17 protein-coding genes and 3 tRNA genes are annotated in these 19817 nt (G+C 50.7%); 3 read left to right on the top strand and 17 right to left on the bottom strand.

All coding sequences use genetic code 11. From position 1 onward, the window contains the following. Positions 1-59 precede the first annotated feature (59 nt). The 7 genes from EUZ85_RS12550 to EUZ85_RS12520 all read right to left on the bottom strand — a co-directional run bounded on the left by EUZ85_RS12550 (position 60) and on the right by EUZ85_RS12520 (position 8331). Positions 60-135: transfer RNA gene (locus tag EUZ85_RS12550), tRNA-Glu, on the bottom strand. A gap of 8 nt (positions 136-143) precedes the next feature. After that, positions 144-219 (bottom strand) — tRNA-Ala (locus EUZ85_RS12545). Between the two features lie 67 nt (positions 220-286). Further along, a complete protein-coding gene (gene gltX / locus EUZ85_RS12540; RefSeq protein WP_127969616.1) occupies positions 287-1792 on the bottom strand; it encodes a glutamate--tRNA ligase in 1506 nt (501 codons plus the stop codon). Positions 1793-1921: 129 nt separating this feature from the next. Then, entirely contained in the window at positions 1922-4396 is a 2475-nt protein-coding gene (locus EUZ85_RS12535) for an EAL domain-containing protein (RefSeq protein WP_127969615.1), read from the bottom strand. A 15-nt stretch (positions 4397-4411) separates the two neighbouring features. Next, positions 4412-5350: a spermidine/putrescine ABC transporter substrate-binding protein gene (locus EUZ85_RS12530; protein ID WP_241567019.1), complete on the bottom strand. Its 939-nt coding sequence runs from the start codon at positions 5348-5350 to the stop codon at positions 4412-4414. Between the two features lie 633 nt (positions 5351-5983). Then, positions 5984-6595 (bottom strand): DUF1439 domain-containing protein, encoded by a 612-nt coding sequence (locus EUZ85_RS12525; RefSeq protein ID WP_127969613.1) that lies wholly within the window; start codon positions 6593-6595, stop codon positions 5984-5986. An 83-nt stretch (positions 6596-6678) separates the two neighbouring features. Next, positions 6679-8331: a diguanylate cyclase gene (locus EUZ85_RS12520; protein WP_168199899.1), complete on the bottom strand. Its 1653-nt coding sequence runs from the start codon at positions 8329-8331 to the stop codon at positions 6679-6681. A gap of 127 nt (positions 8332-8458) precedes the next feature. On the opposite strand from EUZ85_RS12520, the gene elbB reads away from it, so the two are divergent. Together elbB and EUZ85_RS12510 are read left to right on the top strand one after the other, a co-directional pair. Next, a complete protein-coding gene (elbB, locus tag EUZ85_RS12515; RefSeq protein WP_127969611.1) occupies positions 8459-9115 on the top strand; it encodes an isoprenoid biosynthesis glyoxalase ElbB in 657 nt (218 codons plus the stop codon). 152 nt (positions 9116-9267) lie between these two features. Continuing rightward, entirely contained in the window at positions 9268-9687 is a 420-nt protein-coding gene (locus tag EUZ85_RS12510; RefSeq protein ID WP_127969610.1) for a hypothetical protein, read from the top strand. A 555-nt stretch (positions 9688-10242) separates the two neighbouring features. Here the strand turns inward: EUZ85_RS12510 and EUZ85_RS12505 are convergent. From EUZ85_RS12505 to thrS, 9 genes are all read right to left on the bottom strand, one after another. Next, positions 10243-10319 (bottom strand) — tRNA-Pro (locus EUZ85_RS12505). A 103-nt stretch (positions 10320-10422) separates the two neighbouring features. Further along, positions 10423-10779: a MerR family transcriptional regulator gene (locus EUZ85_RS12500; RefSeq protein WP_011398340.1), complete on the bottom strand. Its 357-nt coding sequence runs from the start codon at positions 10777-10779 to the stop codon at positions 10423-10425. Further along, a complete protein-coding gene (gene ihfA, locus EUZ85_RS12495) occupies positions 10760-11062 on the bottom strand; it encodes an integration host factor subunit alpha (protein ID WP_011398341.1) in 303 nt (100 codons plus the stop codon). Before ihfA ends, EUZ85_RS12500 begins: the two co-directional genes overlap by 20 nt. 2 nt (positions 11063-11064) lie before the next feature. Beyond that, positions 11065-13437 (bottom strand): phenylalanine--tRNA ligase subunit beta, encoded by a 2373-nt coding sequence (gene pheT / locus EUZ85_RS12490; RefSeq protein WP_127969609.1) that lies wholly within the window; start codon positions 13435-13437, stop codon positions 11065-11067. A gap of 56 nt (positions 13438-13493) precedes the next feature. Then, on the bottom strand, positions 13494-14489 hold the full coding sequence (gene pheS, locus EUZ85_RS12485; RefSeq protein ID WP_127969608.1) for a phenylalanine--tRNA ligase subunit alpha: 996 nt from the start codon (positions 14487-14489) through the stop codon (positions 13494-13496). Between the two features lie 93 nt (positions 14490-14582). Next, complete coding sequence (gene rplT / locus EUZ85_RS12480) at positions 14583-14939, bottom strand: 50S ribosomal protein L20 (protein WP_011398344.1); 357 nt, start codon at positions 14937-14939, stop codon at positions 14583-14585. 21 nt (positions 14940-14960) lie between these two features. After that, positions 14961-15152, bottom strand: coding sequence for a 50S ribosomal protein L35 (gene rpmI / locus EUZ85_RS12475; RefSeq protein WP_011398345.1), 192 nt, complete (start codon positions 15150-15152; stop codon positions 14961-14963). A 57-nt stretch (positions 15153-15209) separates the two neighbouring features. Beyond that, positions 15210-15746, bottom strand: a complete 537-nt coding sequence (gene infC / locus EUZ85_RS12470) for a translation initiation factor IF-3 (RefSeq protein WP_083769803.1) — start codon at positions 15744-15746, stop codon at positions 15210-15212. A 29-nt stretch (positions 15747-15775) separates the two neighbouring features. After that, positions 15776-17689, bottom strand: a complete 1914-nt coding sequence (gene thrS, locus EUZ85_RS12465) for a threonine--tRNA ligase (RefSeq protein ID WP_127969607.1) — start codon at positions 17687-17689, stop codon at positions 15776-15778. Positions 17690-17985: 296 nt separating this feature from the next. Here thrS and EUZ85_RS12460 point away from each other — a divergent pair, with 296 nt between their 5' ends. After that, entirely contained in the window at positions 17986-18732 is a 747-nt protein-coding gene (locus EUZ85_RS12460) for a ParA family protein (protein ID WP_127969606.1), read from the top strand. A 30-nt stretch (positions 18733-18762) separates the two neighbouring features. Here the strand turns inward: EUZ85_RS12460 and EUZ85_RS12455 are convergent, their stop codons facing one another. Then, positions 18763-19746, bottom strand: a complete 984-nt coding sequence (locus EUZ85_RS12455) for a TAXI family TRAP transporter solute-binding subunit (protein WP_127969605.1) — start codon at positions 19744-19746, stop codon at positions 18763-18765. Positions 19747-19817 lie beyond the last annotated feature (71 nt).

Here is a 19817-nt window from a genome sequence, read left to right as displayed (position 1 = left end):
CTTCAGCCTCGAAAGCATAAAAAAAACCCTCATATCTTTCGATATGAGGGTTTTCGATTTGGCGTCCCCTAGGGGATTCGAACCCCTGTTACCGCCGTGAAAGGGCGGTGTCCTAGGCCTCTAGACGAAGGGGACTAGAAACTTGGTGGAGCCAGACGGGATCGAACCGTCGACCTCAACGCTGCCAGCGTTGCGCTCTCCCAGCTGAGCTATGGCCCCGTGTCACAACGGAGGCGTATGTTAGAGAGATCCCCCCATTGAGTCAAGCGTTACCTTTGAAAAAATTCTAATTTTTTTCAGCCGCGTCGATAGCGGTTGAAATTTGAGCGAACTCTTTCTCCGCCGCCTTCAGCCCCTTCTTGGACAGCCCACCCAATACTTCCAGCGCAAAACGCAGTCTGGCGCGCGTCATATCAGGCCCCAGAGTTTCCATGGAGTCCACTACTGACCAAGAATTTGGCGTGCCCGCGATAGATACGAAAATCGGCATCATGAAGTCGCCCATTTTCACACTCATTGCTTTGCTGAGCGCTTTCAGGTCAGCGAAGATATTCTCTTTGCTCCAGTGACGCTGCGCTTCCAGTCGCCACAGCGAATATTGCAGCACCTTCTTGAGCTGTTCAGCCTCCAATTTAGAGGCGGCGAAATCTTCCTCTTTAATCGGCAAATAGCCACTGAACATAAAAGCCGCCAACGGAGCTACATCGGAAAATGTCTCCGCTCTGCTTTGCACATGAGGAATCATCTTGGCGGCGTAGTCGTTGTTGTAAGACCAGCGCACCAGACGCTCCAGGAACTGAGTTTCGCTCAGATTCTCTCTCATCCAGAGCCCATTCAGCCAACGCAGTTTCACTATGTCAAAAACCGGTCCACCAAGCGAAACACGCTTAATGTCAAAGTTTTCGATCATTTGGTCCAGCGTGAACTTTTCGCTCTCGTCAGGCATGGACCAGCCCATCCGGCCCAGATAATTCAGCAGCGCTTCCGGCATCACGCCCAAACGCTCATAGAAGTTGATGCTGGTTGGGTTCTTGCGCTTGCTCAGCTTGGTTTTATCCGGGTTGCGCAGCAACGGCATATGGCACAGCGTCGGCATTTCCCAGCCAAAATATTTATACAGCAGCATGTGCTTAGGCGCCGAGTTGATCCACTCTTCGCCGCGAATGACGTGGGTGATCTCCATCAGATGATCATCCACCACATTGGCCAGGTGATACGTCGGCATACCGTCGGATTTCAATAGAATCTGACAGTCAACCTGCCCCCAATCGATTTCGATATCCCCGCGCAACATGTCCTTCACAACGCACACACCTTCATCCGGCACTTTCATCCGGATAACGTGAGGTTCACCAGCAGCCAGGCGACGCGTCACTTCATCTTCAGGCAACTCAAGATCGCCTTTTATGCCTGGCGGCAAGCCTTGCGCTTTACGCTCTTCACGAATGACATCCAACTCTTCTGGCGTGCGGAAACAGTAGTATGCATGCCCTTTAGCGACTAATTCTTCAGCATAAGCGCGGTAACTGTCCTTTCTTTCGCTTTGACGATAAGGAGCATGAGGACCGCCCACATCCGGGCCCTCATCCCATTCCAGCCCCAACCATCTCAAAGCGCTCAGAATGTCTTGTTCCGATTCTGTCGTACTGCGAGTCTGATCAGTATCTTCAATACGCAGAATGAATTTACCGCCGTGCTGACGAGCGAAGCACAAATTGAAAAGCGCAATATAAGCGGTTCCTACGTGAGGATCGCCGGTGGGAGATGGTGCAATACGGGTTCTTACCGTCATGGTAGCAGTTACCTGTTTTATATCTCAGTGAATCGGGCCCGATTTCAGGCCACAGCAAAGTGAACAGGCATTATAAACATGGCGACGGCGACTGCACACACCCCCGAGGAAGGTTAGTCGGGGAAGACGTTAAACTCTTACCCCCCCACGCTCGCCAGTGGGCAGATCAAAAATTTTAATGCGGAAATCCACCCTCACATCGTCAACAGGAACCGCTTCTGAGAGGTAGTGCCCCTGCGCCTGATCAGCGCCGACAGTAAGCGCCTGCTCCACTTGCGCACGGCTCTCCACGCCCTGCACCACCACTTTCAGCTCAAGACTACGCGCCAGATCGCAGATCGCCTTAAGAACAACCGGGCTTTCTTTATCCACATATAATTCCTGCATAAAGTTTGGCGAGACTTTCAGCGTATCGATAGGCGCACGACGCAACGCCGACAGTGAGGAATCGCCAGAGCCGAAATCATCCAGCGCCACAGACACTCCGCGCTCACGCAATCGATTCAAGAGAATCAAGGCGTCCTTGTTTTCCGCTTTCAGCAAGTCTTCTGTAATCTCCAGCTCTAGGGTTTCCCCCGGCAGACCGTAACGCTCCAGGCAATTACTGATCTCGCTGAGCACTTCGTTCATCCTTAAGTGATGTGGAGAGAGATTAAATGACACGGTCACGTCCTTACCGACGCTTTGTTGCAGACTCTTTATCGCGCTGCAAACGGCCTCCAGTAACTGTTTGCCTAGCTCAATAAGATGGCCGGACTCTTCCGCCACAGAAATAAATTGCTCAGGGAGCAATATACCCAGGCGCGGATGATTCCATCGAGCCATCGCCTCAAACTCCGTGGCGACTCCAGTCTTTAAATTAACGCGAGGCTGCAGGTGCACCGTAAATTCTTTTACGATCAGGCCATCCTGGATATCCCGTTCCAGCTGCAACCGTTTCTCAGCCGAAGTATTGAGGGCGTGCGTAAAGAAACGGAAGCACGCCCCACCGGCTTGCTTGGCTTCATACATGGCCAGGTCCGCACTTTTCAACAGCAGCTCCGGCGACTGGCCGTCCACAGGATACAAGGCAATGCCAATACTGACGGACATGGAAACGCTGTGCTCATCCAAGGTAAACGGGTGATCAAATGCAGCGAGAATTCGGGAGGCGACCAATGAAACCTGATGCGCCTTGCGGATATCTCTCAGCAGAACGGTGAACTCATCCCCTCCTGTGCGCACCAGAACCCTGTCCATATCGCCAAATTCCGTCATCACCTGTCGCGCCACCTCATCGGAAAGACGCAGGCTGGCGCTGATTCGGTCAGCCACCTGCCGGAACAACTCATCGCCTACCTTGGAACCATAAGTCTCATTGACGCGCTTGAAGTGGTCGATATCGATAAACAGCACCGCCAACGCCTGATCCTGCCTGCGGGTGTAACTGACCGCTTTTTCCAAAATGCCGGAAAAGGCGGTGCGATTAGGTAAGCCCGTCAGCGGATCTAAATTCGACATGCCCTTCACGCGCTCAATTTGCCCGCGCTGGGTTGAGGCCATTTCCTCAAACTCCGCGCTGAGACGACTTAGCTCATCGTTACCGTCGAACACCCAGGCGATTTCAGCGCCACTGCGAAATGCGGCGATTTGGCGCTGAAGGCGATTAATCGGTTCCAGCAGCAGCTTGTTTAGTTTCGAATAAACCAACAAAAACGCCACTATAACCACAATCACCACAAACCAGCCCAAGGCAATCAGAATTGGCGTCACCATCCGGTCCACCACCTCCTCGGTGACGATACCGGTAATAAAAAGCTGCTCATTAACGCGATAGAAGCCCCCAAGGTAATCCTGATCCTCCAGAGTAAATCCTCTCAATCGTCCTATGCCTGAGGTAATAATCTGCTTTACCAGAGGGCCCCATAGCTTCAGTTCCTTATCGTTAAGAAAGTAAGATTTTCCCTGGGGATCGCTGACCACAACGTAGCCTTCCGGATTATTCAGCTTTTTGCGCAGCATCTGCATCACATCCTCAATCCGCATGACTACCAGAAGATAGCCTTTGGTCAGATCTGTCGTGCCCAGATACTCCACCGCCTCGTTGCGGTGATCTATTCGTTGCGCCTGCACATATTCGATGTACCCCCCCTCTTCCACGAAAAACAATTGTTCCGCGTAGCTCGGTCGCTGGGCCGCCACTCGCTCGATAAAATCGTGGTATTTAGGCGGAGCCTTGGGGTCTTCCGCGTCCCTTGAGTCAATACTGCCGTCCGGCAATAACAGGGCAATATCGACATATGATGGAAAGGCTTTACGGTAGTCGGCGAATAATCCCAGCAAGGCGGGCTGCATGACTTTATAGCGCACCGTATCAGGGAGATTCAGGTAGCGGCGAACAATGTCATTGGAGACGAACAACTCCAAATTGGCGCGGGCGGAGCTAAAATCCTTGTTGAGCTCATCACGCCCACTGCGCAAAGAGAGATCAAGCTGATGCTCCAGTATGCGCATGGTATTCTCGCGAATATAAAGGTAGGAGAGACTGCCGAACATGAGCAGCGGCAATACGATAAAAGGCAGGACAAATAGAAAGATGCGCGCTCTTAACTGCAGTTTTAGCATGGCGGCGTATCCATTCTAGCGCTTAATCGAACGAAACATCTGATTGCGCAACTTTAACACCTCCGGCGAAATGACTTTGTAAGTATCCGCCTTATCCATCACGTTTTTAGGCGGGTAAATGTCAGGATTTTCCAGGTGCTCCTTTGACAACTTGGAGGCCGTCGCTTTATTCGCCGAAGCATAGTGCAGAAACTCAGACAGTCTGGCGGCGTTTTCTGGACGCAGTAAAAAGTCGATAAACTGATGCGCCTCCTCTTTATGTTGGCTTTTTTTGACGACGCCAATGTAGTCCACCCACAAATTCGTGCCCTCAGCCGGCGCCACGAACTCCACTCTTGGGTCCAGTTCGTGCAGGCCTACCGCATCTCCGTTGTACATCATGGCCATTACAATATGGCCTTTGATCAGTTCAGAGTTCTCATCAATAAGCGGATAGGCGTAACCCGCCACATAAGGCTTCTGTTGTTCCAGCAGTACGCCAGCCGCTTCAACCTGAGCCAAGTCCGTCGCGTTCATGGAATATCCCAACGCCACCAACGCCATACCAAATGCGTCGGCGGAATCGTCGATCACCATGATTTTTTGTCGCAGGCTATGGTGGGGTTTAAAAAAGTCCCGCCAACTGGAAGGCGGCTGTGGAAGCTTGTCACTTCGGTAGGCGATGCCGATGGTTCCCCACAACAAGGGCACACCGTAACCCTCCACCTCTCCAAACATTTTCATCCAATGTTCGTCCACATTGGGTAAATGGGGCAGTAGCTCCGGCTGCAACGCATCAATCCATTCTGGAATCACATATTCACGCATTGATGCGCCAGCGCTGATAATCAAATCAAGCCCAACGCCCTGGGTTTCCGCCAGCAAGGCTTGCTTACTTTCATCGGAGGAGTAATAAAGTTCCCGCACCTGAACCCCCGTTTCCTTTTGAAAGGCGTCCAGTAACTCAGGAGGCATGTAGTTCGCCCAGTTATACAAAACCAGCTCAACACTATCCGTCCCCCTCGCCGCGAGGGGATAGAGAAGGCTAACCCCCCATATGGTCAACCATAGAATCAGTCGATGCTCCATGTCGGCGGTGTCTATCAGTTGTCCGATATCCGTGTTTTTGCACTACGCCGGGGATATGACGGTATTTGCCGGAAGCCCTGGCCACTCTCTTTGAGATTAGCAGAAGCCTCGGATATAGAAAGAAAAAAGCCGGGAGACTCTCATCACCCGGCTTCTTTAAAAGATTCTTCCATTAGGCCTTGAATTCAGCGACCCATTCGCCGTTAACGTCAGGCCAGCATTGAACCAGCAGCACTGTGTTGGCTGCTATGAACGCGTCCAGTGCGCCATAAGATGCAAAACGTCTAATCACAGCTGGTACCTATTTTCATTTTTTCATTAATACAACTTTACTTCTTTAGCCACCCGGTTAAAGAGCCCGGCATGACTCGACTTCCTGACGACGATCAGCCAATCACCGACAAGTAAAGATGAATTTTAGTCATCTCTATAGGAATAAAAATCCGAGAATCTCCTTATCCTAAAGGGCATACAGAGATTTGCGGGCGTTTGGGACAGGAAGCCTGACAACATCGCCTGCTATAAGCGGAACCTCACCATGTCGTCTTCGACCGTAATTTCTCGCACAGCGCCAACAATTTTACTTGCAATGCTAACAGGCTCTTTCAGCTTATAGACTGGATAGGCTCCATAGTACGCGTTCAGCCAATCGCTAATGCTGCTCCACAACGGCTTACGAACCCCGTCGGGCACGAAACGATTAATAAAGCGAGACTCTACGTTCAGCACTTGAATGTTATCCAGATACAGAGCGCCTGAATCCGCCTCCCACCTTACCGCCGCGCTTCCGGTAATTCGGAGCGGTTCCTCAATACCGACGCCCAAAATTCGGGTGGACAACATCGGCTCGGCATCTAACATGACATAACCACCTTGATCACCCAACAAAGCAATATTCAGTCTCTGCAGGTCCAATTGAGCCTGAACGGACAGGCTTTGCCGCATGAGGTCCGGCAGGATGCCGTCCAATCCACCCAAACCTTCCGGCGCACGAACCTGCACATTGATAATGCCTTGAATAGGGAGCTGCTTGTTAATACTGGCCTGAATTTCCGCCTCCCTTACCGTAAAAGAATCACAGCCGGATAAAACGAAGCTCAAAGCGGATGAAAGCAGGGCAGCAAAACGCATAAAAGTTCACCAAGAATTCGAGATAACTTTGAAAAAGGAGTCAGGCGCTTAACTATAACGCCCAAGTGCGGGAGGACAAATGCTTAAGGGTTGACCGAGTTGTAGGAGCCGCTGCGTTTCATATTGCGCAAATCCGCAGGATTGATCGCCGCGAATCGATTTCGTCCAGATTCCTTGGCTTTATATAAGGCTTCGTCCGCCAATCGAATCCACTCCTCTTTTGTCTCGTCTTCGCCAGGAGAACCTGCCGCGACGCCACAGCTTACGGACACATACTGCGCGACTTGCGAAAAGTGGTGAGGGAGTTTCATTTCATACACGCGTTTAACCAGGCGCTCCGCCACCTGCTCTCCAATATGAAGATCAGCGCCTGGCAACACGATTAAAAACTCTTCCCCTCCATAACGGGCGACTAGATCAAGGCGCTTGTTAGCGCCTCGACGCAACGCCGAGGCGACCTCCTTGAGCACTTCATCGCCCATGTCATGACCATAGTGATCATTAAAGTCCTTAAAGTAATCAACATCGCAGATAATAACAGCGATATCCGACTTCTGCTCCAAAGCCAGTTTCCAGCGCTCATCCAGATATCCAATGACCGCTCTACGGTTCGCCAGCCCCGTCAACTCATCACGAAAGGACATCTCACGCAGCTTTTCACTTTGCTCCTGCAACTGACATAACAACTGATAGAACGCCCTGCCAAGCTTCCCTATTTCGTCTCTAGGCAGCTTGGGTAGATCCAGTTTTTCCAGTTGCGGCTGACTTTGAACACGCCTGACATAGGCCTCCAACCGCGCCAATGGGCGCAGCACCAGCATCAAAACAAGGAAGGCGAAGATGCCCAATACCGCCGTCAGTAAATAAGAGGCGTAGCTCATCGCCCGGTCAAACGTCGCAGCTGTGAGATTAAAAAAGTCGCGGTCGGCGTTGATGCGTACCAGAATACTAAGGTCGCTCTCAATATCGGGAATCAGCGTGTAACCCTCCAACTTGGAGTTGCTGACTTCCCGGGTATAAATAGGTTCATCCACCGTCAACCTGTCGGCGATATTGCGCAAGCCATCATTGAGCTTTGGGTCATGCATCCAAAAGACCGCGAATGGCACTCCCACCAACTGCTGCAGATTCTGTAGCAATCGCCCGCGCACTAAACGGCCAAACAACAACACGCCATTCGCCGGTCCAGTCAGGTTGGAGCGAAACACTGGCCGAACACTGACAAACATCAGCCCGGATTCAGTCCCCATAATCCCGGAATATCCCGAATACGGGTCCTTAAAATCACCGAGCGCCACCCCCAGGATAAAACCAGGATCAGGCGGGCCGTCCAAAGGCAGCTCTTTAACATGCAGCGTTTCCCCAGTTTCCTGATCCAGTGTCTTTCCCCAAACTACCTCGCCGTTGGGCTTATAAAGCATCATCGCGTCGATCTTGAGATTAACGAATGTAGCGTCGCCGAGATTGGACTCTATGTATTCAGGATAAGGAGATTCAACAAAGCGATAGGTGTCGTCCCAAGCAGCCCAGTCCAGGGTATATTGATGCAGATTGGTTAGTTCATGGAATAAAGCGCCAGTCACCCGGTCTATATCAAGACGGGCGCGCTGAGATTCCAAGTCCCTGGCCATTGGGGCAAAAAATACCTGCAACCCCGCCATAAAGATCATGATCAAAATCACGGCGAAGCAGACACAAATTGCTCCGAATTTGAACCAAAGCGATCTCAAATTCATGGCGGATTGTTCTGGTGAGTCTAAATTCACCATAGCATAGAAAATGCAAACCCGCCGGGCTAAAGTATGTCGGCATAAATAGTTAAGACTGATCAAAGCTGAGCTGAGAAAAAAGGGAGGAGTTACAATGGCTAATATTGCTGTGGTTTTGTCAGGCTGTGGGTACCTCGATGGCGCAGAAATCTACGAGTCTGTCATCACTCTTTTGGCGCTGGACAGCAACGACGCGAAATATCAGTGCTTCGCTCCAGATATTAATCTGGTGCAAGTGGTGAATCACATCAGCGGAGAGCCTGTTCCTGAAGCGTCACGCAACGTATTACTGGAGTCCGCCCGCCTTGCGCGCGGCGACATCAAAGAGCTTTCGGAGCTTGATCCCGACGAGTTTGACGCACTGATCTTTCCAGGCGGATTCGGCGCAGCGAAAAACCTATCCACCTTCGCTGTCGACGGCGTTGACATGAAAATTCTCCCGCAGGTGGAGCGAGTCGCCAAAGCCTTTGCCGAGTCAGGCAAACCTGCCGGTTACATCTGCATCGCTCCAACCATGATTCCTCATATTTATGGAGACGGCGTCAAATGCACTATTGGCGACAATAGAGACGTCGCCGGAGCAATTGAAAGTATGGGCGGACAGCACGTGAACTGCGCCGTAGACGACATAGTCGTGGATGAAGGGCGTAAAGTCGCCTCCACGCCAGCCTATATGCTGGCGGGCCGCATTTCAGAGGCCGCCACAGGCATTGAAAAGCTGGTTCGCCAGATTCTAACCTGGATCGACTAATCCCTTGCTCTGCTTCCGCCGGCTTCAAACCGGCGGATTTCCTCTCCTTAAACCTCCTGTCCGAATGCCTGCAAATTAGGATGATTATTCTAATTTTTGCTTCTAGTATTTGATTCAAATTTAGCCATATAACCCGATTTCAAGGCGCTAAAATGTCGGCAAAAAACTCAAAAAGCCAAGTGGACCGGCTAACTACTTTAAAGGACCAGCTACAACGCCAACTGCAATCCGGCCTGAGCACGGTTGAGCAGGAAGGAAAAAAGGTACTGAATCAACTAGGCGCAGATCTGGATAACGAAGATAAGAGCCTGAAAGCCGTCGTCACCCGAATCCGAGCCAAAAACAACACCCTCAAAGACTTCGCCCGCAACATCGACGCAGCCACTTATGACGTACGCGGCAGAATACGCTGGAACGCAACAATGATGTCAGCCTACGCCAAAATGCAAGCCGAAAAAGCCATGGACAAAGAAGTCAAACCACGGCTCGAAACTTACAAGCACAACCTCGAAAGCAGAATTAAAGATCTTTTGGACAAGGTCACCCTGCTCAAGGAAAAGATTTCACACTGAGTAAACCTCACTAGTTTAGAGCTAGAGTAGACTCAGCCCCTTCCCCAGGGGCTTTTTTTAAAAAAGCCCCAAATAAAAACTTTTAAAGTCAAAAAATTCAACACAAACGCCCACGCCCCCTTCCCCACAGAATAGTTAATCGCCACAAAGGTGGCAGGCAGCTTTGAGCTTAGGAAACAATCCTGCTTCTATTGCGAGTAGTAGGTTGACGCTCGATGATAAGGCACCCCAAGAACCAAGAGTTTTCTTGCGGTACTTCTCGAGTACTATCGTTAAGGAGAGAAACCAACCTTTCACGAGATACGCGCATTGGGTGAAAAATTGTACAAAGACCAAGGAAAAGACCCCAAGCAACTGGGCGGATGGGCTTCAGAAAAGATGGTGAAGAACTACGATTCCGGACACAGCGAAATTAGGTGGATAAATGCCGTCGCGGACCTAAAAATAGCTGAAATTTAACGGGAGGTTTTGCAAAACATTTGCAAATCTTTTGCAAGAATAAAATTTAACCACAAGAAAATAGTGGTGTAACTTATTGATACTAGAAAGGAAAATTGGTCGGGACGGAGTGATTTGAACACTCGACCCCTTGCACCCCATGCAAGTGCGCTACCAGGCTGCGCTACGCCCCGACTCGAAGAGGTGCGTATGATAGATAAAAACACCGCACCCTTCAACCCCTAAAAAACCAAATAATTCAGTTTTTTACTTTGATGTGACGGTCCTTGAAACCTATTAGGCTTCAAGGACCAACAACACTTCTTCTAACTCAATAATCATCTGACGAATGAGTTGCTTGGCCTGCGTAGCGTCTTCCTTGGTTTCGGAGCCCGCCAATTTCTGCTTGGCGCCGCCGATTGTGTAACCTTGGTTGTATAGAAGGTCTCGAATCTGGCGAATCATCAACACGTCCTGCCGTTGATAATAGCGGCGATTTCCGCGCCGCTTTACGGGAGCGAGTTGAGGAAACTCCTGCTCCCAATATCGCAGCACGTGAGCCTTAACACTACATAGATCACTAACCTCACCGATGGTGAAGTAGCGTTTTCCTGGAATGGGTGGGAGCTCGTCGTTATGACTGGGTTCCAGCATAAGCTTCTACTTTAGCCTTTAATTTTTGACCTGGTCTGAAAGTAACAACCCGTCTGGCGGTGATAGGAATCTCCTCACCAGTCTTAGGGTTGCGGCCAGGACGCTGTTTTTTGTCCCTCAGGTCAAAATTGCCGAATCCTGACAGCTTTACTTGCTCGTTGTGGCTTAATGCATCTCTGACCTCGTCAAAGAAGGCCTCGACCATTTCTTTAGCTTCACGCTTATTGAGACCCACTTCCTGATAAAGCCGCTCAGCCATATCTGCTTTCGTTAAAGCTCCCATGACTAACTCCTCAAAGACGCACCGAAACGATTACCAAGTTCTTTCACCACGTTGTCAAATGCCTCCGTGATTTCTTCGTCGCGTAATGTTCTTTCAGGATGGCGCCACACGATACTGATGGCCAGGCTCTTCTTGTTCGCACCGACCGATTCCCCATGATATACATCGAACAGCTCGTGGTGAACACGCCACTCCCCTGCGCTCTGAGCAATCGCCAGGGCGACATCCGCGTAAGGTGTTTGTTCATCTATTACAATAGCAAGGTCTCTTCGGATCTCCGGGAAGCGGGAAACTCCTTTAAAAGAAGGCACTTGCCCGTCTGCTATTGAATTTAAGCATAGCTCAAATAAATAAAGTGGGCCATTTAAATTCAAAGTTTTAGCAATTCTGGGATGCAGTGCGCCTAACACACCAATAGGTTGCCCATCTTTTAGAACTTCAGCCGTCTGTCCAGGGTGCAATGCTGGATGCCGAGCGCCTCTGAAACTCAAGTTACAGCCAGGAATTTCCAAAAGCGACTCCAGATCTCCCTTCACATCATAGAAGTCTACCGTGCGCTTTTTGCTTTCCCAGCCTTCCGGCATACTGGCGCCCATAATCAGCCCCGCCAACATCGGGTCTTGTTGAATTTGCCCGCTCTTCTTAAGGAAGCGTAGACCAGATTCAAAAAGACGAATGCGATTTTGTTGGCGATTTTGATTATACAAAGCAGTCTGCAAAAGGCCCGCCCAGAGCGTCGTACGCATCGCAGCCATATCGCTGGCGATAGGATTCGCCAAATTAATGGTATCTTCCTCAGGAGTCAGCAGATTCAACACTTTCTGATCTACGAAAGAGTATGTAATTGCTTCCTGATAGCCTCTCGACACTAAGTGCAGTTTCAAGCGACGCAGAGATACCTTACTCTCTGGCAACGGCTTGATTCCCAACGGCGCCATCGGCTCGGTGACGGGCAGCTTGTTATAGCCATACAATCTCGCCACTTCTTCGATCAGATCAACCTCAATACTGATATCGAAGCGATGGGTCGGGGCGCTGAAAGTCCAGCCGTCTTTAGCAACCTTATGCACGCTAAGACCCAACCTCGCGAGCATTTCCTCTACTCTGGTGCGATCCAGGTGAACGCCAAGCAACTCATCAACACGAGCATGGCGCAGATTGACCAATGCTTTGGCAGGCAAGTGCTCTTTGCTACAGACTTCAGTAACCGGGCCAGGCTGACCGCCCACAATCTCAAGCAACAACTCAGTGGCCCGCTCTATGGCGCGCGCCTGGTGAGCATAGTCAACACCACGTTCAAAGCGATGAGATGAGTCCGTATGCAAACCGTATGATCGCGCCTTCCCAGCCAAATGTAATGGAGCGAAGAACGCGCTTTCCAGGAATATGTCCTTGGTTTTTTCAGAAACGCCGCTGTGCTCGCCCCCCATAATACCAGCCAAGGCTAGAGGCTTTTCTTTGTCGGCAATGACCAAGGTATCAGGATTAATAGTTATTTCCTGCCCATCCAGCAGAACCAACTTTTCACCCGGCGCAGGCATCCGAACCACGATGCCGCCCGCAAGCTCGTTAAGGTCAAACGCATGCATAGGCTGGCCTAACTCGATCATGACGAAGTTAGTGACGTCCACCACTGCGTCAATACTGCGAATTCCGCTACGGCGCAGCTTTTCAACCATCCACTGAGGAGTAGGCGCGGACAAATCCACCCCTTTGATAACGCGCCCGACATACCGCGGACAGGCATCCGGAGCGTCGATTTGGACAGGAAACACGTCGTCAGTAACCGCCGCCATTTTCTTCACTTCAGGCGCTTCAAAAGGAATCTTGTTGAGAGCGGCCACTTCCCGCGCCATCCCCAGAATACTGAGGCAATCGCTACGGTTGGGAGTCAGATCAACATCAATAATATTGTCATCCAGCTTCAAATAGCTGCGAACGTCAGCTCCAACAGGCGCATCTGCGGCCAACGGCATTAAACCATCGGACTTCTCCGCCAGAGTTAGCTCCTCTTCTGAGCACAACATGCCCTGAGACTCTATGCCTCGCAACTTAGCTTTTTTGATTTTGAAGTCGCCGGACAACACAGCGCCAATTTTAGCGAACGGAACTTTCATTCCCGCTACGACATTGGGAGCGCCACATACTACCTGAAACTGCTCTTGACCATCTGAAACCTTACAGACACGAAGCTTATCTGCATCGGGGTGAGGTTCGACTGACAGCACCTCACCCACCACGATTCCACTAAAAGGCTTGGCTACGCGCTCAGCAGCGTCCACTTCCAGGCCCGCCATAGTGATTTGCTGAACCAATGCCTCTGAGCTCAGCTGCGGATCGACCCACTCTCGTAACCAATATTCACTGAATTTCATATCACAAAGCCTATTATTAATCCTTACCGTGTTTTAAGGGGTAATCACGTCTGAGGTTAGAACTGGTCAAGAAAACGCATGTCGTTTTCGAAAAACATCCGCAGATCGTTCACGCCGTACCGGAGCATCGCCAATCGCTCAACGCCCATACCAAAGGCAAACCCTGAATAGGTTTCAGAGTCAACGCCCGCGGCTTCAAACACTTTAGGATGAACCATGCCGCAGCCCATCACTTCCAACCACTTGATTGAACCGTCTTCATTTCTTCCCCACTCAATGTCCACTTCAGCGGAAGGCTCCGTAAACGGGAAGTAAGAAGGACGGAAACGTACTTCAAGGTCTTTCTCAAAGAACTCGCGCAGAAACTCAACGATTGTGCTTTTCAGGTCGGCGAAGCTGACGTGCTTATCCACCATCAAACCTTCTACTTGGTGGAACATGGGCGTATGAGTCATATCCGAGTCACAACGATAGACTCTTCCAGGGCAAATCATGCGGAATGGAGGCTTGCTTGACTCCATTACCCGAATCTGCACTGGGGATGTATGCGTGCGCAGTAATGTCTTGGGATCGAAGTAAAAGGTATCGTGCATGGCGCGCGCCGGATGATGAGACGGGATATTGAGGGCCTCGAAGTTATGATAGTCATCTTCGATTTCAGGCCCCTCTTCCACGGTGTATCCAGATCGCGCGAAGAAGTCTTCTATACGTAACATCGTCCGGGTGACAGGATGAAGAGTTCCCAGTGACTCTTTACGTCCCGGCAGGGTTACGTCGATTGATTCCGCTGCCAGTTTGGCCGCTTCGTTTTTGCTGGAGAGCTCGCTTTTGGCTTCGTTGATAAGGTCTTGCACCAACAGCTTGGCTTCATTGATCTTTGCTCCCGCCGCAGGTCTCTCCGCAGCGTCAAGACGCCCCAGTTCTTTCAGAAGTTGGGTGATTTGCCCTTTCTTGCCAAGGTAGTCAACTCTTAGTTGTTCAAGGCTCTGTTCGCTCTCCGCCTTGGCGACGGCGTCTTTGGCGCGATCAACAATGCCTTCAAGATTCTCCATTTTTCCGCTCCGAGAAACAAAAATAGGGGAAGAGCAGCCCCTTCCCCTATCAAATATTAATCAACAAAATCAAGAATTTGCTGAAAAGTTAGATTACGCCAGGGCCTCTTTAGCTTTCTGAACTACAGCAGCAAAAGCTGCTTTTTCGTTCATAGCCAGATCCGCCAAAACCTTACGGTCAATTTCGACGTTGGCGCGCTTCAGACCAGCGATCAAACGGCTATAGGACAGACCGTTGTCACGCGCACCGGCGTTAATACGGGCAATCCACAGCGCGCGGAATTGACGCTTACGCTGACGACGGTCACGGTAAGCATATTGTCCGGCTTTGATAACCGCTTGTTTGGCTACACGGAATACACGACTACGCGCTCCGTAGTAACCCTTGGCTTGATTCAGAACTTTCTTATGGCGACGGCGAGCCGTTACACCACGTTTAACTCGAGGCATATTTCAATCCTTCCGTATTAATTACTGGCAGAGCATACGCTTGATCAATGGAACATCCGAAGGGTTCACTTGCTTCTTAGGACGCAGGTGACGCTTACGCTTGGTGCTCTTCTTGGTCAAAATATGACTGGTGAAGGATTGGCGGTGTTTAAAGCCGTTAGCGGTTTTTTTGAACCGCTTCGCCGCCGAGCTTTTGCTTTTCATCTTAGGCATATGAATACTCCGCATTCATTTAGATATAAATGAGCAGCCTCTATATTGCTGACAAGGCTACTTTTTCTTTTTCGGGGCTACCACCATCATAGCCTGACGCCCTTCCATCTTGGGCCTTTGCTCGACGACGCCGAACTCCTCCAGGTCTTTCTCGACCCTTTGCAGTAACTGCAGCCCGAGCTCTTGGTGAGCCATTTCCCGTCCGCGAAAGCGAATGGATACTTTGGCCTTGTCCCCGTGCTCTAGGAAACGTATCAGGTTGCGCAGCTTTACCTGATAATCCCCTTCTTCCGTCCCTGGTCGAAATTTCATTTCTTTTACTTGCGTCTGCTTCTGCTTCTTCTTAGCAGCAGCTTTCTGCTTCTTCTCTTCAAAAATCTTTTTCCCGTAGTCCATTATGCGGCAGACTACCGGGTCAGAATCCGCGATCTGCACTAAATCCAAGCCTTCCTGCTCTGCTTTTTCCAAGGCTTCTTTTATAGGAACTATACCGACCTGCTTCCCGTCGGATGCTATCAACCGAACTTCGGGTGCAGTTATGTTCTCATTTATTTTTGGACGATCGGATTTGCCTTGTGGCGTATTGCGCTTAATCGTGTTTTCTCCGTGTTAATTAATCATTTCTAGCTACGGCTGCGTTTGGCTTCTTCTTTTTGAAGCAATTCTTCAAACGCAGAAATGGACATCACGCCGAGGTCTTCGCCTTGACGAGTCCGGATAGCTAAACATTGAGTTTCGACTTCTTTGTCCCCGACCACTGCCAAAAAGGGGACTCTGTTCAAAGTATGCTCGCGAATTTTATAGTTGATTTTTTCGTTTCTCAAGTCCAGACGCACCCTAAACCCTTTATCATTCAGGATTTCGCCTATTTTTTTACAATAATCCGCTTGTTTATCGGTAATATTGAGGATTGCCACCTGAGTTGGCGCCAGCCAGGAAGGGAATGCACCTTCGTAATGCTCAATGAGAATACCAATAAATCTCTCAAAAGAACCCAAAATCGCCCGGTGCAACATGACTGGCGTTTTTCTGACCTGCTCATCGGATACGTATTGCGCGCCCAAACGGCCTGGCATAGAGAAATCCACCTGCACAGTACCGCATTGCCACAAGCGTCCCAGGCAGTCTTTCAGTGAAAACTCAACCTTCGGACCGTAAAACGCGCCCTCACCGGGCAACTCATCCCAGGGCAAACCTTTTGCGTCCAGCGCATCAGCCAAGGCCTTTTCCGACTTATCCCAGATTTCGTCTGAACCTACACGCTTCTCTGGACGTGTGGACAGCTTGTAGATGATCTCAGAGAAGCCGAAGTCCGCATAGACCTCATGCAGGAAGTCGATAAACTTACCGACCTCTTCCTGGATTTGCTCTTCAGTACAGAAAATATGCGCATCATCCTGCGTAAAACCACGCACTCTCATCAGACCGTGAAGCGCGCCAGAAGCTTCGTTACGGTGGCAGGAACCAAACTCGGCCAATCGCAACGGCAGATCACGGTAGCTACGAAGCCCTTGATTGAACACCTGAACGTGACAGGGGCAGTTCATCGGCTTGATGGCGAAGTCGCGATCTTCAGACTGAGTGGTGAACATATCGTCGCGGAACTTCTCCCAGTGTCCGGACTTCTCCCACAAAGTGCGCTCAACTACCTGAGGCGTTTTGATCTCTTTGTAGTCGTGCTTGCGCAATTGCTTACGCATGTATTGCTCGATTACCTGGTACAAGGTCCAGCCATCAGAGTGCCAGAACACCATACCCGGCGCTTCTTCCTGCATGTGGAACAGGCCCAGCTTTTTACCGATTTTACGGTGATCGCGCTTTTCCGCTTCTTCGATTCTGTGCAAATAGGCCTTGAGGTCCTTTTTATTACCCCAGGCGGTGCCATAAATTCGCTGCAGCATGGCGTTGTTGGAATCGCCACGCCAATATGCGCCCGCCACTTTGGTCAGCTTGAAGGCCTTGATTTTGCCTGTGCTGGGAACATGGGGGCCGCGACACAAATCAATAAAGTCGCCCTGAGAATAGAAAGACAGATTTTCTTCGGTAGGAATACTGGCGATGATTTCGACTTTGTATTCTTCACCCATTTTCTTGAACAGCTCTACCGCCTCGGAACGAGACATCAACGAGCGGGTGACCGGCAAGTCGGCGTCGGACAGCTCCTGCATTTTTTCTTCGATCTTAATCAGATCGTCTGGAGTGAAAGGGCGCTCAAAAGCAAAATCGTAATAAAAGCCGTCTTCGATAACTGGACCGATAGTTACCTGCGCACTGGGAAAAATGCTTTGCACCGCCATCGCCAGCAAGTGGGCGCTAGAGTGTCTGATCACATCCACGCCTTCAGGGTCCCGCTCCGTTACAATCGCCAGTTCGGCGTCGCTATCAATAACATGAGAGCAGTCGACCAGTGTTCCATCCACTTTACCCGCCACGGCGGCTTTGGCCAATCCAGGACCGATGTCGGCAGCAACATCCAGCACAGTGACAGGGTTGGAAAATTCTCTCTTACTGCCATCCGGCAATGTAATTACGGGCATAAAAAACTATCCTTCACCAGTGGTGGTCCATACCAAAGACCACTTGCACACACATTTCAGGGGCAGAGATTCTAGCAACTATGGGGCTGCGTTACTATGGCAAAAGCGCCTCAGCATGCGATTGTTTCTTGATTTTACAGTTAAAGCCTATATAACTCTGACAGAGTAACCGAATTATAAAACCCTGTCGGCGAAGCCTGACTGTTCGCACTCACCGGCGCTCCAAGGAAGTATGACGTCATCGCCGGTTAATAAAGGCCCCAGCCGACCATAACAACAAGGCGCCATCAGACTCCATGAAAACCATAGCGGTATACAATCTCAAAGGCGGGGTTGGAAAAACCGCCACCGCCGTCAATATTGCCTATCTCAGCGCCGGAAGCGGCCAGCCTACGCTACTGTGGGACTTTGACGCTCAAGCGGCGGCGAGTTGGTATTTTCAGGTTGAGAACAGCAAGCGCAAGAAAGCCAGCAAACTGATCAAAGACAAGCTCGCGCTGGGCGAACTGATTCAGGGCACCGGTTATGACCGGCTGGATATCATTCCATCCGACATGAGCAACCGTAATATCGACGTCAACCTCACCGGCGTCAGCGGAGGCAAGCTCGACTCCTGGCTATCCATGCTGAGCGAGACATATGGCGTATTGGTTTTGGACTGCCCTCCCACCTTATCGGAGCTGGCGTTGCGCATACTCAAGGCCGCCGACGCTGTATTAGTCACAATGATACCGACCCATCTGTCGTTTGAAACTTATCGTCATGTGACGGAGATGATGGAGCAGAAGAAAATCGATCAGGCCAAGCTGTATCCTGTGTTGACCATGATTGATCGCCGTAAGAGCATTCATCAGGAGTTCACCGCCAGCTGCAAGAAAACCCTTGGCAAGACGCCGATCGGCTTTATCCCCTACTGTAGCGATGTGGAAAAGATGGGGGAATTCCGTGAGCCCTTGCCGGTATTCGCGCCAAGGTCGCCGGCCACCCTCGCCTATCAGCTGCTCTGGGACAACATACGCAAAAAAGCCCTGCGCCGACGCTAAGGTCGGCCATACAGGGAGCATGTTCGACGATCAATTACCAATCATGCCCATTTCCCGATAGTATTTTTCAGCGCCGGCATGCAGCGGCGCGGTCAGGCTATCGAAGATCATCTGCTCTTTCTTCAGGTTAGCCAGCGCGGGATGCAGGCGTCGAAACAAGTCGAAGTTCTCAAAAACCGCCTTAACAACGCTGTAGACCACCTCATCGGACACTGCCGTAGTCGTCACAAAGGTAGCGCCAACCCCGAAGGTGTTCACGTCTCTCTCATTGCCCCGATACATTCCACCTGGCACCACAGCGCGGCGATAATAGGTGTTAGCGCGGATGAGCTTGTCGATTTCTTCCCCTTCCACTGACACCAGCACGCTGTCGCACAGAGTGGTCGCCTCTTTTACTGCGCCGCTTGGGTGGCCCACGATATATAACATTACGTCAATCTGGCCTGAACATAACGCCCGCGGCTGTTCGATCGCCTTGATTTCCGAAGCGGATTTGAAGTCATTGAGGGACCAGCCATACGCATTCATGAGCACTTCCATCGTGCCACGCTGGCCAGAGCCTTCATTACCCACATTGACCCGCTTGCCCTTTAAGTCCTTAAAACTTTTCACATTGGCGTCTTTACGCGCCACGATGGTAAACGCCTCCGGGTGGATAGCGAATACGGAGCGCAGTTCTTTATGAGGCCCCGCCTCTTTGAAAATACTGCTGCCATGATAGGCGTGAAATTGCCAGTCGGACTGTACAACCGCGAAGTCCACTTCACCGGCGCGCAATGCGCGCAGGTTGTAGGGAGACCCGTCCGTACTTTCAACAAAGCAGCGAAAGCCATACTCCTTACTGGACTTGTTCACCAACCGACAAATAGCGCCGCCGGTAGGAAAATACACTCCGGTTTCATTGCCGGTAGCGATACTGATGTGAGAAGGCGTGTCTGCGGAATACGTCAATGTGGCGCATAGAGCTGCAATGCTCAGAACCAAGAAGCGCAGCATAGCGTTAATCAATGGCATTGGGAGATGAGTACCTGCTTTCAAGACTGCTTTACGCAAACCGGGTGATGTATAGGCCCGCAAGCCGCTTT

Source organism: Hahella sp. KA22 (genome assembly GCF_004135205.1).
Taxonomy (GTDB): domain Bacteria; phylum Pseudomonadota; class Gammaproteobacteria; order Pseudomonadales; family Oleiphilaceae; genus Hahella.
Note: the sequence above shows the minus strand (reverse complement) of the source record. Positions and strands in the feature narration are given on the sequence as shown.